We start from the raw sequence: 14,971 nt of genomic DNA on the forward strand, positions 1-14,971 counted from the left end.
TAAAAAAAATTTGCTAAATTTTATGCACGCATTAGCTCCTGTGGCTTATCGGCATATACAGGAATGATGTTTTGCTGAAGCCGGAGAAATTGTCTTGTAAGTATCTGATATACGATCACCAGGTATAAAACCAGGCATGGCAAAGCTTTGATAGCATAAGGCACCGCGATGTTTTTCCTGAACCATGGTGTTAATACATCCGAGTGTGAGAAACTTACCAGTAGTATAGCGAAGAAAATGAATACGTTATTCCACTTTGTAGGGTTCTGAATCACGTACCAGATACAGATAGCAGGTATTGCAATGATGTAGGTAGGCGACTCAGAACTGCTACTAAACAACACAGGAAAAAATAAAACAGAGCAAAGAATATATAATTGATAATTGCTATTCTTTCTATACTTAAGTCTAAGGTATTGTGATGCAAAAAGTAATGTACCAGACACCAATACCACCAGGTCATCCAGCTCAGGGAGCTTGAATACACGCTTGATCAGTCCTCCGGCAGATATATCCTGGAAGCTGACCAGGTTATGCTGGTTTTTTGCATTTTTTGCTACCAGCGCCATCAGCCAGTCCTGGTAGGAATGTAGGATATATTGTGGAGAGGACATTAGCATAGGTAATGCGAATAACACCCCTGACCATAGGAAAAGCCCTGCAATGAAGCGTTTCGGATTTTGGCTGAAAAAGAAAAAGCTAAGTCCTACTATTCCGTAAAATTTAGTTAGGGTTCCTGCCACTATGAAAAAAGCAGCGAGCAGGTCTTTCCCTTTTATAGTAGCGGTAAAGGTAAGTATGATGAATGCCAGTATAAACTGGTTGAGCTGGAACCAGCCGGAGGCGCCCATCAGCTCCTGGCTGCACAGCAATAACACGATGTTTTGCTGCAGCTTTGTGATGGGTAACTGCCGGATGGCATAAAATATCGCTCCCGCCCCTGCCATCGACCATAGGAATGCCCCGATCTTTACCGGAAATACGACAAATGGCGCAATCATGATACTGAAAACAGGACCATAGAGGTTTACATCAAGATATTCAGAAGGATACTCTATATACAGCGGTTGCTGATGAATCAGGTGAAAGAATACCTGGCGGAAGATGAGGAAATTATTCATATTTCCTCTTGATAATTCAGTTACTGTGCCCACAGCGGCCAACCCAAACCATAACAGCAGTATAAACCACTCTTTTTCGCCCAGATATGACAGCACATTCCTCCTTGCACGCATGAATTATAAGTTGTATTTAAGAATAATGCTACAGTACAGAATACAGATACAACTTAATAACGCACGTTCAAACGCATCCCCTCTATCTAAGGCAGATTTTTTTTAATCATTATGCGAAAACCATTCGCGTGATTGATGATTTATTCGAACAATTCCGATTAATATACTGAAAATTAATATGATACATATTAATATAGAAATAGCGATCAGCATTTTCAAAACATTTAAATGAACAATCTATCTGAAAGATAATCAAATTCAATCGCTGCTGAAATTAAAAAATACCTGCAAATGAGGCTTATTTATAATAATTTCACCCGATAAACCACCATTAAAACCAACCATGAGAAAAGTAATCCTGTACGCGGGCATGTTCCTGTGCACGGCATCATCACTGTATGCACAGCGGCCTGCTGACGTCATCAGCTCCCTGGAAAATGCCATCCGCAACAAAAGCGTGGAGCTCGCCAAACCACTTCTTTCCCCTGACTTTCACCTGGGATTTTATCCTGCACCTTATGCCTACGGCATGCTCGACAGAGCCTTCCGCAAAGACAGCCTGGATAAACTCAGCATTAAAAAAGAAGAAACCATTCCGGGAGGAAAAAGAGTGCTGGTGAAATATGCCAACGTAAAACAAAAAGCCTTCGAAACCTGGATCTACCTGGATACCGCCAATAAAGTAGAAAAAATCCAGTATTATGACCTGCTTGCAGGCATCGACCTGGACAAGCCAGCAGCCCTCGCAGCCGTTATTCCGTTCCAATATTCCCGGAACAGAATCGTACTGACGCTCACACTCAACGATAGTAAAAAGCCATTGCGCTTCCTGTTTGATACCGGTGCTGATGGCATGGGTATTAAAAAAAGCGTGGCAGATGAAATCGGGATTTTTGCCAGCAGGCAGCAACAGGCCAGTGTTGTAGGCGCCTCTCAGCAAATCGGTATCGCTTCGGGTATTACCATGCATTTCGATACACTCAGTATCCCCAACAATAACAGCGCTATCTTCCCTCAGTTCGGAGATGACCTGGACGGCCTTTTCGGCGCTAATTTCCTCCGTAATTATATTACGGAGATAGATTTCGATAAGTCTGAGATACGCCTGTATACCATCGGGAAATTCGATTATAATACCAATGCGGCCATCATCCCGCTGGATTACTCCCTCGGTGTACCGGGTATTAAGAGTAGTGTTACCCTCAATAGCGGAAGAGTCCTGGACGGTGATTTCCACTTCGATACCGGCGCAGGATATCCGCTGATCATCTTTGGTCCTTCCGTAAACAGAAACCACCTGATGGAAGGATTTAAGGTCGAATCCAACAGCACCACTACCAGTATGGGTCACTCCTCTCCTGTTGTAAACGGTGTTTTTAACGGTGTAGACCTGAATAAATGGCATATCGGCAACTTTACGGGCACTATGCAGGCTTATCGCGAAGGCGACGAAAAATGGTCTCCTAAAGGCGACGGTAGCTTCGGTATTGAACTGATCAGCCGCTTTAACTGGGTTATTAACCTGGCAGATCATAAATTTTCTGCAGTGCCAAATAACAACTATAACCTTCCCTTTAGCTTCTGGATGAAAAATGTGGAGTGGGCTTTTGCCAATGGCAAAATGCTGGTAAGGCGCTTTATGCCCCAAACCAGTGCTGCAGATAGTGGCATCTCGGAAGATGATGAGGTGATGACCATCAACGGGGTTAAAGCCGCTGAACTGATGAACCCGGAAAATATTAAGAAGTATGCCGCCCAGTGGAAAGACCAGCCCATGAAGGTAGAAGTAAATAAATACGGCAAACCCTGGAAGATAGATATTCCTTAATTCGTAATTTCAGGTCATGAGACCAAGGAATAACCCTAACATGACCTTTAAAGAAAGGCTGGCAGCATTACGTAACCTGCCAGCCTTTTTCAGAATGGTCTGGCAAACCAGTAAGCAACTGACGATCGTCAATATACTGCTGCGTGTTATACAATCGGCCATGCCATTATCTCTCCTGTATATCGGCAAACTGATTATTGACCAGGTAGTTCACCTCAGCAAAGACCCCTCCCACCACGATGCCTCTTTTCTATGGCAGCTGGTAGCCATCGAATTAACACTCGCTGTAATTTCAGATGGCCTCTCCAGAGTAATTTCCTATACAGACGGACTTCTTGGCGAACTGGTTGCCAACAGCAGCTCCGTTAAAATCATGGAACACGCGGCCACATTAGACCTTGACCAATTCGAGGACTCTGAGTTTTATGATAAACTGGAGCGGGCACGGCAGCAAACTGCCGGTCGTACTATCCTGCTGTCGCAGGTAATGAGCCAGGCGCAGGATATGATCACCGTAGGCTTTCTGGCCGCCGGCCTGATCGTCTTTAACCCATGGCTGATACTTTTATTGCTGGTGGCTGTTATCCCGGCATTCCTCAATGAATCCAGCTATAACAATAAGTACTACATGCTCACCTGGGGGCAAACCTCCGCCAGGCGTGAGCTGGACTATATCCGTTTTATCGCCGCCAGCGACGATACAGCCAAGGAAGTCAAGCTGTTCGACCTGTCCGACTTCCTGATCGGGCGCTTTAAAGTCATCTCTGATCAGTTTTACAACGATAAGAAAGTCCTGGAGCGGAAGCACGCTTTCTGGGGCACTTTCTTCGCGCTGATAGGCAGTGCGGGCTATTATGCCGCCTATGTGATAATAATCCTCCGTACCATTAACGGCGCGCTGACGATTGGCGATCTGGCCTTTCTGGCAGGGTCTTTCAGGCAGCTGAGAACAACCTTCCAGGGAATATTGATACGCTTCTCCAGCGTTACACAAGGGGCTGTATACCTGAAAGATATGTTCGATTTCTTCGAAATAAAATCACGTATGGAGGTGGTAGGTAAGGCGTTGCCTTTTCCACAGCCGATTAAAGAAGGCTTTGTATTTGAGGATGTTGGTTTTAAATATCAAAATGCGGAAAAATGGGCAATTCGCCATCTTAGCTTTACACTTCGCAGCGGTGAAAAGCTGGCGCTTGTCGGAGAAAATGGTGCCGGCAAAACCACGCTGGTAAAGCTGCTCAGCAGGCTCTATGATCCGGTGGAAGGTCGTATTTTACTCGATGGTCACGATCTGAGAGATTATGATCCGGAAGATCTGCGTTTACACGTTGGCGTTATATTCCAGGATTTTCAGCGCTATCAGATGACAGTTTCTCAGAATATTGCGGTGGGTAATATTGGTCATAAAGATGATCAGCGATTGATCACCGAAGCGGCAGAACAAAGTCTGGCCCTGCCATTGATAGAAAAGATGCCGAATGGTTTCAGTCAGATGCTGGGGCGCCGTTTCAACAAGGGTATTGAGCTTTCAGGAGGTGAATGGCAAAAAATTGCTCTGGCCAGAGCATATATGAAGGATGCGCAGCTGCTGATACTGGATGAGCCTACTTCTGCGCTGGATGCCCGGGCTGAATACAATGTTTTCCTGCATTTCGCAGAACTAACAAAAGGAAAAACTGCGGTGTTGATTTCACACCGGTTCTCCACTGTTAGAATGGCGGACAGAATTCTGGTGTTGGATAAAGGCCAGATGATAGAACTGGGAAGTCATGAAGAATTACTGAAAGAGAATGGCAGATATGCAGAGCTGTTTCATTTGCAGGCTGCTGGTTATCAATGATAGTAAGGAGGAGCACCTTCGGGGAAGAAGAGTGCTCCTAATCTCACTGAGTACACAGACTTAGGCCTGTGCAGGCGTCGTCCCACGCTTGCCATGGGGACAACAAAAAACGTTTACAGCAGCGTTTATGCGATGCTGTTATATGTTGGATTATATATGTCTTGTTGAAAGCAATATTCGACGATATGGTCCGTTTTCAATAAGATTTACCAGTTAACCGGGTGCAACTTATATGATAAAGATAGTAAATCCCGCCATATACAGCACCTGATTTTAACAACTATTCTTTATTCAATACAAATATCATACTGCTTTTTAAACGCAGTATCAGTTAAAAGGCTTTCAAAACCTACTTTTAGTATTTACCAGCAACCAATTTCCGTATTCTGTTTTCTTAATGTTCTTTGGTCTTATTCTTATCTTCCTATAAAACAGAATCCGCCGCAAAGATGAACAATTTGATCGTTAAAACCGATGAAGGATTAAATTATCTCCTAAATTTTTTTAATGCTAACTACACCGGGTATACGATATAATGGAGACTATGAAGAGATTTTAATTGTAACAAATTGGTTTCTAAATATTTAAAATTACTTGATAATCTTACTGAAAATATCTGTTTACCTGATTTATAATAAAGAGATAGATTTTTCTAATTTGGTATTATAATTAACACTACCCCATAATGAGACGCGCACTTATCAACTTGGGCATTTTATTATTAGCCCTTCCCACATTTTGTTTTGCACAGACAAAAAATTCAGATAGTGTTCAGGAAAAGATACAGCAGGTCGAAAATGGCCTCTGTGGCTGGGTGCATACCGATAATGCAGCAGGCTGGACTATTGCTGAACGCCTGGCTTATCACCATGTTCCCGGTGTATCCATTGCCGTTATTCACAATTATAAAGTGGAATGGGCCAAAGGTTATGGCTATGCAGATGCAGAAAGCCATACGCCCGTAACCGTTAATACGCTGTTCCAGGCGGCCTCTATGAGTAAGTCGCTGAATGCAGTAGCGATCGTGAAACTGGCACAGGACAAGAAACTCGATCTTAATACAGATATCAACAATTACCTGAAAACCTGGAAATTCCCCTATGATACTGTATCTCACAATAAGAAAATAACTATCGCCAACCTCCTGACACATACGGCAGGACTCAATGTACACGGCTTCGACGGCTACGCTGTCGGAGATTCTATTCCAACTATCACACAGATACTGGACGGTAAAAGACCTGCCAACTCCCCTGCTGTCAGGTCGCAGTTTGAGCCAGGTGTAAAAATGGAGTATTCCGGTGGTGGTACTACTATTTCTCAGGTAATCCTGGCAGACGTAACAGGATTGCCTTATGATAAATTTATGAATGAAAAGATTTTGAAGCCACTTGGTATGACCAGCAGCTCTTTTACGCAACCGCCACCCAAAGAAAAACAGGCACTGCTAGCCACAGGATATAGCTTTACAGGTACACCCGTTGCCGGAAAATACCACATATACCCTGAAGAAGCAGCAGCAGGACTCTGGACAACTCCTTCGGATTACAGTAAGTACGTTATTGAAACCCAGTTGGCATACATTGGAAAATCCAACCGGATACTAACGGAAGAGTATACACGAAAAAGATTAACGCCGGTGCTAAATAGCGGCACTGCAATGGGAAGTTTTATCGGTGAGATTGGTGGTAACCACTACTTCATGCACAGTGGCGGTGATGAAGGATTTACCTGTGTTCACTATGGTTGCCTTGAAAATGGAGATGGTGTGGTAGTAATGAGCAATGGCAATGATGATATGCTGTTGATGGAAATCGTAAACAGCGTAGCTAAGGCATATGGCTGGAAAGATTTTTACAAACCGATGGAAAAACACCTGCTTAATATCAATGAAGTCCCTGCAAGTACTTATGTAGGCAAGTATTTGTTTAATGGAGATACTGCTGTGGTGAATCTGGATAAAGGAAAATTGTCCATTAATTACAGTGGAATTAATTGGGAGATGAATTTTACAAGTCCGGAGGAGTTTTTTATATACCAGATGGGTATGATGTTCCAGTTTAAAAAAGATGAAAAAGGTACTGTGACTGGATTTAATGTTGGAGGTAAAGGATTTGCGAAGAAAATTGATTAATTAGCACACATGAAAGTGGCTGCTGTACTGTTATTTGCTATTTTATTTTTTGCGTGTAAGCATAAAAACAGTCCGGATGCTACTATTCGGGCTGTTGATACATCTTTGCATGCTACAGCAGATACTGATGAAGGGATGACTGATTATCACATGGTTAAGTCCGATCTGGACAGTATGTTTAATCTGTATAGCGATTCATCAAAGTTTGACAAAGATGAAATGTGGTATTCCATGCATATTGGTCATTTGTTTGGTAATTCAAAAAAATATGCGGCCATGCACTATTTTATGAATGATTCTGTGTCAGAAGTGCTTATCCTAAAGCAATCCGGCGAACGATGGGATACGATTTTTACATTACATAGGCAGGAGTCGGGCCCCAATTTTTACAGTATCTTCGATTTTTATACCTTCAGTGATTTCAATGGTGATGGTATCCCTGATTTTAAACTCGTAAAACACTATTGGGATATCCATCCGGGAGAGCTTTCCGATCTTTGGTTATTTAAAAATGACAGTTTTATTCCCGTAAAAAACTTTGATGAAATTATCTCGGCGGAGTATGATAAAAAAACGAAACAGATTTATTCCTATAGAAGCGATGGTTGTGCAGATATGGCCATGCGGTTTGGTGTATATAAACTTGTAAGCGATTCAATAGTGCAGGTAGAAATTGTCCATTGCGCCTGCTGTGAAGGTGATAGTTGCCAGATTACCATTGATGATAGAAAGAGCTATTGGGTGCCTATGAGCAAAGCTTACCTTCATGTTCCCCGATTTTTTTCAGAAGATGTGAAGCAGAAATGTAGCATGTAAATGATCAGATAATATTCTTAATTGTAGTATAAATCCTGTACTGAAATGAAAGTAATTATCACGTGCCTGCTCATGGTGCTGACCATGCAGGTTGTAGCGCAGCAACAGAAAGTCTATTTCCCTGCCTGGACTTTTCAACAAAAAAACACCACTATTTATGGCTTGTCTGTAGGTCTCTGGAATTTTACTGATGGTCCCAAACATACCTACACCAATGGATTGCGGCTATCGATTATTGGAGAAGGTATACTGGTGGCATTCGTTCCTTCCGATCCGACCGTTGATAGCGACAGTGCATTAGCAGAAGTAAAGAAAGAATCTCCCACAGAGATTATTAACGGCATAAACATTTCCGGAACCGGTATCGGGGGTGCTTATGTTGTAAATGGTATTTCTCTTGGATTTATCGGGCATCTTACCAATAGAACCAATGGTATTTCCATTGCGACATTTAACTACACCCAGGCGCATAATGGTATACAGTTTGCGTTGGCCTACAATCTATGCTACCAGATGAGAGGCTTGCAGATTGGTGCTGTGAACAAAAGCAAGAAAACAAGGGGAATTCAAATCGGACTTTGGAATTGTAATGAACGCAGGAAGTTGCCATTGATTAACTGGAATTTCAGGGCGTAGATCTTTTATGATATGACTTATTATGTTCTTTTTACAAGAGTAGAATATATTATCACCAGGCTGACTAAAATGCTGAGAGTGTTTGCGATAGTTGAAGTGCTGGTCATTATTGTCTTACTGTTTATTCCTTTCCTGAGAGTTTATGCAGTTATTCCTGGTGGACTATTATTAATCATTCCTATAATTGGCGCTTTTATAAAGAGTTATAAAGAGGCTGGACAATGTCTGTTAACAGATGATGATATTACGATAACTACGCTTGAAGGAACTTGTAAATACCAACTGACAGCAATTGATAACATCCTGTTTTTTTACGGGAGTTATTATGGCCAAAACTATGCGCGAAGTGTAAGCGAAGGCGTAGATAACTATATCTCATTTTCACACCATGGAGAAAGGGTTAAAGCCACATTGTTGCTATTGCCGGAGCATATTCCGGCAATGAATCGGCTTTTCGCCTTGTGGCAGCAGAAAGAGATAGATTATATGCTTAAAACCATTGATGATGGCTCGGGGAAGAGTAGGTATCTGACTAAATAAGCATTAAAAAAAACTATTCAACAGAAGACCTATGAATGATTTTGGTTTCATAGGTTCCATCCTCATGAAATATCATGTATTGAATTGGCAAATCCATTACTTCCACGCCAATGTCGAATGGAATCCTATTAGTGTAAGCGCAATCATTAAAGTCGAAAGGGTTATCCTCTAGTTCATTAGCTACCTCCCGGAATTTACTACCCATAATTCCCCAGGCGCATGCTGGTAACTCTATCCAGTTGGGCTTTATGCTATCCTCTGTAATATAATCAGAAACCTTCAGGACATAATTTCCCAGTTTACACAATTGCCCGTCTGTTAGTGCTTTGAGCTTATAAAATTCCTGTACAAACTGATCTATATCCTTTTTATTTCCACGGAATCTGACTTTATCTTCCATATGAACTACTTCAATTGTCGAAGGAATAATTATTTCGAGGTCAAATTTATCTGCATTAGCCATAGTTATAGTTCTTAATAAGGCAAGTATCTAGGGTTTATCAGGAAGTGAATTTGCAAAATAAAAAAGGCCTGCATTTCTGCAAGCCTTCCGATTTTTTGCTCCCCCTGCTGGACTTGAACCAGCGACCCTCTGATTAACAGTCAGATGCTCTAACCAACTGAGCTAAGGAGGAGTATAACTGCTTTATTCTTTTGGAAATCCGGTTGTTAGGCCGGCTCTCCGGGTCGCAAATGTAATAAACGTATTAAAATTTCAAAGATTTTTTTTCTAAAGAAAGAAAATTAATCATCAGTTTACTGGGGTGCTGCAACGTTTTAATGCCCTATACTTATTACCCTGGTGGCTTTCCACTGGTTATCCCTGAATTGCCAGATTTGTACAAACTTCATTACCGCTTCTTCTGTCTTACCGTTTTCTATGTGCGTAAAGCGATGCAGGCCTGTTTCTATGGCGCCAAATCCGGGAACTGGATATACTTCCAGTGAGCCAGGAACTAACGTTCTTTTTAGACCGCTTTCACGATTCCGCTGAAACATCGCCTCAAAATTGCGGATAGTCGTGTTATAATCAGATACGCCCCCGCCATCATTGTAGAATTCCACATTCTCCGCAAATACGGTTCTCAGTAGACTTATATCCTGGTTGTTGAACGCATTGAACATAACACTGTCCATATGTGCAATGGTATTGTATAATGCGGGATCTTTCGGCTTGTAATCGCTGTTTTGAGCCATCAGGTTGATGGATATGCCAAGGCATAGTAATAATAAAGCAAATGGAGATTTCATATTATCGGCTTTAAAGTGAAAGTAGTAATAGAGATAGATGGCACGTCACGGAGTCAGATGGCCAATGCTGTAAAAAGAAAAAGGTTATAAGTCTTACAACCTATAACCTTTGCTCCCCCTGCTGGACTTGAACCAGCGACCCTCTGATTAACAGTCAGATGCTCTAACCAACTGAGCTAAGGAGGAGTATAACTGCTTTATTCTCCTGGAAATCTGGTTATTAGACCAGCTTTCCGGGTCGCAAATGTAGTAAATTATCACGCAAATCAAAACGAAATTTGTGTGATATAAAAAATATCTATAACTATAAGAGAATTAGCCACCTATGTTTATTTGTTGTTTCTTCCAGTCACTCAGCAACTGATTCGCCATTTTTACATATAATCTCCTGGAGCTAAGAACTGTATGCAGCTTCATATGAGCAGACCAGTATGGCTGATCAATGTTATCATCGTCCAACAGATCCAACGTTGAAATCATATCTATATTTTCATATTTCGTAGCAGTTCCGGTTTCCTGAGCGAAAGGGCCGGCAACGTTTGGTACATATTTTTTGCGGCTATACCACGAGGTGGTAGGGGAAAAGGAAGAAGTTCGATCTGTTGTCCCCTGCGGAGTAACCAACAATATAGCATCATGTGGATATAAACGGGCAATATGACGAATGGTATCGGGTGTAACATTCCATGTTTCTCCCATGTAAATGAAAACCGTTGACGCCTGCTTTTTTCCTAACTTCTGATCCAGCGCATATTTGAGGTCCTGTACGACTTTCCTGCCCGACATATGACCGGAGGAGATGATCAATAACTTAGTGATTTGCCGGGGAACAGTGTTGTTTGTCCAAGACTCCCAGGAGCAGGAGTTGCGCTTTATTTGTGCCTGTGCGGCGGTTACTCCTGCCGCTAAGAGTACTGACAATATTAAGTATTTCATGATATTGGAATAAGTACGTGTATATAAAATATGCTACGTGTAGGCGATAACGTTATTTGTTGTTTTTTAAAACTATTATTTTGTCATAGACATTTTCTTCCGGTGCGTCCAAGATAGGAAAATCAGTTGCGGGTGAATAAGCTAAATTGACCGGAGATTGCTGGCGTATTGAGGTGTCAGCCACGGTGGCGCTTTGGTCGAAAGCAGGTTTGAAATATTATTTGGAAAGGCAGGGATGGAATTTGTCTTGTGTTTATTTTTCAATGTGAACTAACATAAAACAAAAAAGGCCTGCATTACTGCAAGCCTTTCGTTTTTCGCTCCCCCTGCTGGACTTGAACCAGCGACCCTCTGATTAACAGTCAGATGCTCTAACCAACTGAGCTAAGGAGGAATTTTCCCGTACCGTTTGTGCGATTTGGGATTGCAAAAATAGGCAAATTTTTATTTCTGCAAAATCTTAATACAGATTTTTTTAAATTTTTTCGGAAGATCTTCTTAAATCCCCTGTGGTAAAGGGTTTTGAGACAATATATTTTTTAGACTAATATCCTGACACAAGGTATCTCTCCTCCAAAGCCCCGGCTCTCGTTGCTTTTCTGACAAATGGTAAATCCAGCTTACTCACCCAGAATTGAGGGAAAGTTTTAATGAGTGTATACTTGTGGAAATGCTCCAACCCCTCCTTATTCGTGAAGTAAAGCCCCGCTCCATTGACAGTATCACTCACTGCCACCGGCGCTTTAGCGTAAAATTCCAGCGAATAGGAATGTGCCTTATACATCGTTACTGCCTGACCAGGCAAAGCACTATTCAGGTATTGGGCAGCGGTAGTACCGCTCTGGTACTGCATCATATCAGGATATAAGACAGTATTCAAATATAAATTTAACAGGATGCTGATGGCTACGGATCTGTAGAACACCGCCTGCTTCGTGGTTTTATCCATCCAATAGCGCAACAGTACATACAGCAGTAGCAAGGTGCCTGCTGGTATCAACCACAGAAAATGCATGGCCGGCTTGTATAACAGGTCTATCACCACTCCCAGCACGGCTACCAGTATAATGATCGTGTATTGTGTGACCCTGAAAAATTTAAGCCCCTTTTCTGTATGCAGCGACAGAATATATTTTGCGGTCAGGATGGCAAAAAACGGAAATATGATATTCATGTAATGCGGTAGCTGAAACCGCGACAGTGAAAACAATACAAAGGTCGCCAATGCACCGCTGATGCAATAATACTCTACCTGCGACTTCCATTTCCTGATAAATACGATCACTGCTGCGTATAACATCACGGACCAGGGCAGAAAGGCCCATAAAATCGTATGAAAGAAGAAAAACGGATCACCACTACCCTTAATCGGTCCGGTGTTCATAAAACGCCCGAATTGGCTGTCCCAGAAGAAAAAGTGTAACCCTGATACCGCCGTACGACCAAAAACAACTTTCTCAGGATGTAAGTCGAACTGTGTATACAGCGAATATAATTCCGGAGTTGTGAATAAGGCGGTGAGCACAATCGCCAGCAGCCAGCGCCACCGCAGCAGCTCCCTGCCCTGCCCCGAAAATAACAAATGCCCGCCTATGGCAGCACCGATAGGCACAATAGCAAATATGCCCTTGGTCATGATGGCACATGCCGTAAATATGGCGCCAGGAACCACCTGCTTACGGTGGAAATGATAGACTGCTGCAATGATAAGTCCCGTCAGATAAGGCTCTGCACGTACATCATTGTTGGATAATACCAGGTGCTCGGCGGTCAGCAGTATACATACTGCCCACCTGGCAACGGTTTCATCATATATCTCCCGGGCAAAACGCCAGGTATACCACACGCCCAGCAACAGGAAAAGTATCGCCGGAAGCTTGTACGACCAGGTATGTATGCCGAAAATATTAAAGCTGAATGCTGCAATCCAAAAGGGGAAATGGGGTTTGTCCAGCCAATCGTGGCCGTCAACAAATAAATTCATATAATCATGGCGCAGCACCATGGTTTTGGAAATGCCTGCGTATAGGGCGGCATCGGGCTCCAGAACAGGAACAAATAAGGCACTGAACTGCAATAAAACAAGTATCACAATAAATAATTGCCACACTTGCCGCTCAGTGATGTTGGCAGGTCGGTAACTGGTTGTAAGCATATCGAAAAGTTACTGCATACGACTAAACCTTTACCCCGCCCTCCTACTTTTAACAGAATGATAATCCCCTTACCATAACCATCCACTCTTCTCCATTCCCAGGTAAACGCCGTCTTCACGCTGTTCTATGGGATATGTTTTCAGGAAATACCCTTCGCCGCTGGTATTACGACCATTGCGGATGTCAAAACGGTAACGGTGCAAAGGACATACTACATTGCCGGCACTGTCAATAAAGCCATCTGCCATGATCCCGCTGGCATGCGGACACTTATGGGCAAAAGCAAAAAGCTGCCCCTGAAACCGGGTGCAGCTAAGCTTTTTGCCATTAACTTCCAGTATGTTGATGTCATTATCCCGGAGTGGCAAACTGTATTCATCCAGTTTGTGCCAGGTATACTGTTTGGCCATTAATAGAAGAATTCTGTTTTGTAAGGATAACGTTCGCGGTAAAGCTGGCTAACCTTGTCCATAATGGTTTTACGTAATTCCTCAATGTTCCGCTTCTCGGCAGCACTGATGAATACGGTATTACCATTGGTTTTGACATCCCAGTCTGCTTTCAGCTTAGTCAAAATTTCTTCCTTGATCTCTGGTGCCAGCCACTCATCGAAAGTATTCTGCTCATACAGGTCCATCTTGTTAAAGATGAGAATCGTAGGCTTGTCAAAGGCCTTCAGCTCCTGTAAGGTGCGGTTTACTACTTCAATCTGTTCTTCGTACTGAGGATGTGAAATATCTACTACGTGCAGCAGGATATCACTTTCCCTTACTTCGTCCAGCGTGGATTTGAAACTCTCTACCAGGTGGTGTGGGAGTTTACGGATAAAACCTACAGTATCACTCAGCAGAAATGGCGTTTGCTCGAATACCACCTTGCGGGTAGTAGTGTCCAGCGTCGCAAAAAGTTTGTTCTCCGCAAAAACCTCACTCTTACTGAGCAGGTTCATGGTAGTACTCTTTCCTACGTTGGTGTAACCTACCAGGGCCACACGGATAAATTCACCTCTTTCCTTACGCTGGGTGAGCGACTGCTTGTCTATCTCCGCCAAACGTTTACGCAACAGCGAGATCTTATCTTTTACGATACGGCGGTCTGTTTCGATCTCCGTTTCACCAGGTCCCCTGCTACCGATACCACCCCCTTGACGCTCAAGGTGGCTCCACATACCACGCAGACGAGGCAGGATATACTGGTACTGTGCCAGCTCTACCTGTACCTTTGCCTGCGCAGTACGGGCGCGGCGCGCAAAAATATCCAGGATCAGGTCACTGCGGTCAATCACCTTCACCTTCAATACCTTAGATATATTCGAAATCTGTGAGCCTGTCAGCTCATCATCAAAAATGACAAGGTCTATATTTCTACCGGCAATAAACTGATGGATCTCTTCCAGCTTACCCTTCCCTACGAATGTAGTACGGTCCGGGTGAGCCAGCCTTTGCGTAAAACGTTTAACAGTCTGGGCTCCGGCTGTTTCAGCCAGAAATACCAGCTCGTCCAGGAACTCCTGTACCTGGCGCTCCGTCTGGTCTTTGGTGATTACTCCTACAATCACCGCCCTTTCTTCTTGTTTTACAACTTGTTTTTTCTCAATCA

General features: G+C 43.0%; 13 protein-coding genes and 3 tRNA genes. 6 read left to right on the top strand and 10 right to left on the bottom strand.

All coding sequences use genetic code 11. The annotated features are described in order from the left end of the window. Window positions 1–20: 20 nt before the first annotated feature. A complete protein-coding gene (locus F3J22_RS03730; RefSeq protein ID WP_167014424.1) occupies window positions 21–1,235 on the bottom strand; it encodes a glycosyltransferase family 87 protein in 1,215 nt (404 codons plus the stop codon). A 343-nt stretch (window positions 1,236–1,578) separates the two neighbouring features. Here F3J22_RS03730 and F3J22_RS03735 point away from each other — a divergent pair, with 343 nt between their 5' ends. The 6 genes from F3J22_RS03735 to F3J22_RS03760 all read left to right on the top strand — a co-directional run bounded on the left by F3J22_RS03735 (window position 1,579) and on the right by F3J22_RS03760 (window position 9,029). Then, complete coding sequence (locus tag F3J22_RS03735) at window positions 1,579–3,063, top strand: retropepsin-like aspartic protease (protein ID WP_167014425.1); 1,485 nt, start codon at window positions 1,579–1,581, stop codon at window positions 3,061–3,063. A 16-nt stretch (window positions 3,064–3,079) separates the two neighbouring features. Then, complete coding sequence (locus F3J22_RS03740; RefSeq protein WP_167014426.1) at window positions 3,080–4,903, top strand: ABC transporter ATP-binding protein; 1,824 nt, start codon at window positions 3,080–3,082, stop codon at window positions 4,901–4,903. A 685-nt stretch (window positions 4,904–5,588) separates the two neighbouring features. Beyond that, a complete protein-coding gene (locus tag F3J22_RS03745) occupies window positions 5,589–7,037 on the top strand; it encodes a serine hydrolase (protein WP_167014428.1) in 1,449 nt (482 codons plus the stop codon). 9 nt (window positions 7,038–7,046) lie between these two features. Then, on the top strand, window positions 7,047–7,853 hold the full coding sequence (locus F3J22_RS03750) for a hypothetical protein (RefSeq protein ID WP_167014430.1): 807 nt from the start codon (window positions 7,047–7,049) through the stop codon (window positions 7,851–7,853). A 45-nt stretch (window positions 7,854–7,898) separates the two neighbouring features. Then, a complete protein-coding gene (locus F3J22_RS03755; protein WP_167014432.1) occupies window positions 7,899–8,489 on the top strand; it encodes an LA_2272 family surface repeat-containing protein in 591 nt (196 codons plus the stop codon). Between the two features lie 12 nt (window positions 8,490–8,501). Further along, a complete protein-coding gene (locus F3J22_RS03760; protein ID WP_167014434.1) occupies window positions 8,502–9,029 on the top strand; it encodes a hypothetical protein in 528 nt (175 codons plus the stop codon). Window positions 9,030–9,042: 13 nt separating this feature from the next. Here F3J22_RS03760 and F3J22_RS03765 read toward each other — a convergent pair whose 3' ends face one another. From F3J22_RS03765 to hflX, 9 genes are all read right to left on the bottom strand, one after another. Beyond that, window positions 9,043–9,492, bottom strand: a complete 450-nt coding sequence (locus F3J22_RS03765; RefSeq protein WP_167014436.1) for a hypothetical protein — start codon at window positions 9,490–9,492, stop codon at window positions 9,043–9,045. 98 nt (window positions 9,493–9,590) lie between these two features. Next, window positions 9,591–9,664 (bottom strand) — tRNA-Asn (locus F3J22_RS03770). 142 nt (window positions 9,665–9,806) lie between these two features. After that, a complete protein-coding gene (locus tag F3J22_RS03775; protein WP_167014438.1) occupies window positions 9,807–10,280 on the bottom strand; it encodes a nuclear transport factor 2 family protein in 474 nt (157 codons plus the stop codon). 112 nt (window positions 10,281–10,392) lie between these two features. After that, window positions 10,393–10,466, bottom strand: a tRNA-Asn gene (locus tag F3J22_RS03780). Window positions 10,467–10,595: 129 nt separating this feature from the next. Beyond that, the gene (locus F3J22_RS03785; protein WP_167014440.1) at window positions 10,596–11,216 is read right to left on the bottom strand and encodes a hypothetical protein; all 621 of its coding nucleotides are present in this window, start codon (window positions 11,214–11,216) and stop codon (window positions 10,596–10,598) included. A 320-nt stretch (window positions 11,217–11,536) separates the two neighbouring features. Next, window positions 11,537–11,610, bottom strand: a tRNA-Asn gene (locus F3J22_RS03790). 150 nt (window positions 11,611–11,760) lie between these two features. Next, window positions 11,761–13,371, bottom strand: coding sequence for a glycosyltransferase family 39 protein (locus F3J22_RS03795; RefSeq protein ID WP_167014442.1), 1,611 nt, complete (start codon window positions 13,369–13,371; stop codon window positions 11,761–11,763). 69 nt (window positions 13,372–13,440) lie between these two features. Then, a complete protein-coding gene (locus tag F3J22_RS03800; RefSeq protein ID WP_167014444.1) occupies window positions 13,441–13,782 on the bottom strand; it encodes a Rieske 2Fe-2S domain-containing protein in 342 nt (113 codons plus the stop codon). Further along, the gene (hflX, locus tag F3J22_RS03805) at window positions 13,782–14,930 is read right to left on the bottom strand and encodes a GTPase HflX (protein WP_370459401.1); all 1,149 of its coding nucleotides are present in this window, start codon (window positions 14,928–14,930) and stop codon (window positions 13,782–13,784) included. The genes F3J22_RS03800 and hflX overlap by 1 nt, the downstream gene beginning before the upstream one ends. Window positions 14,931–14,971: the final 41 nt, after the last annotated feature.

Source organism: Chitinophaga sp. Cy-1792, from assembly GCF_011752935.1.
Lineage (GTDB): Bacteria > Bacteroidota > Bacteroidia > Chitinophagales > Chitinophagaceae > Chitinophaga.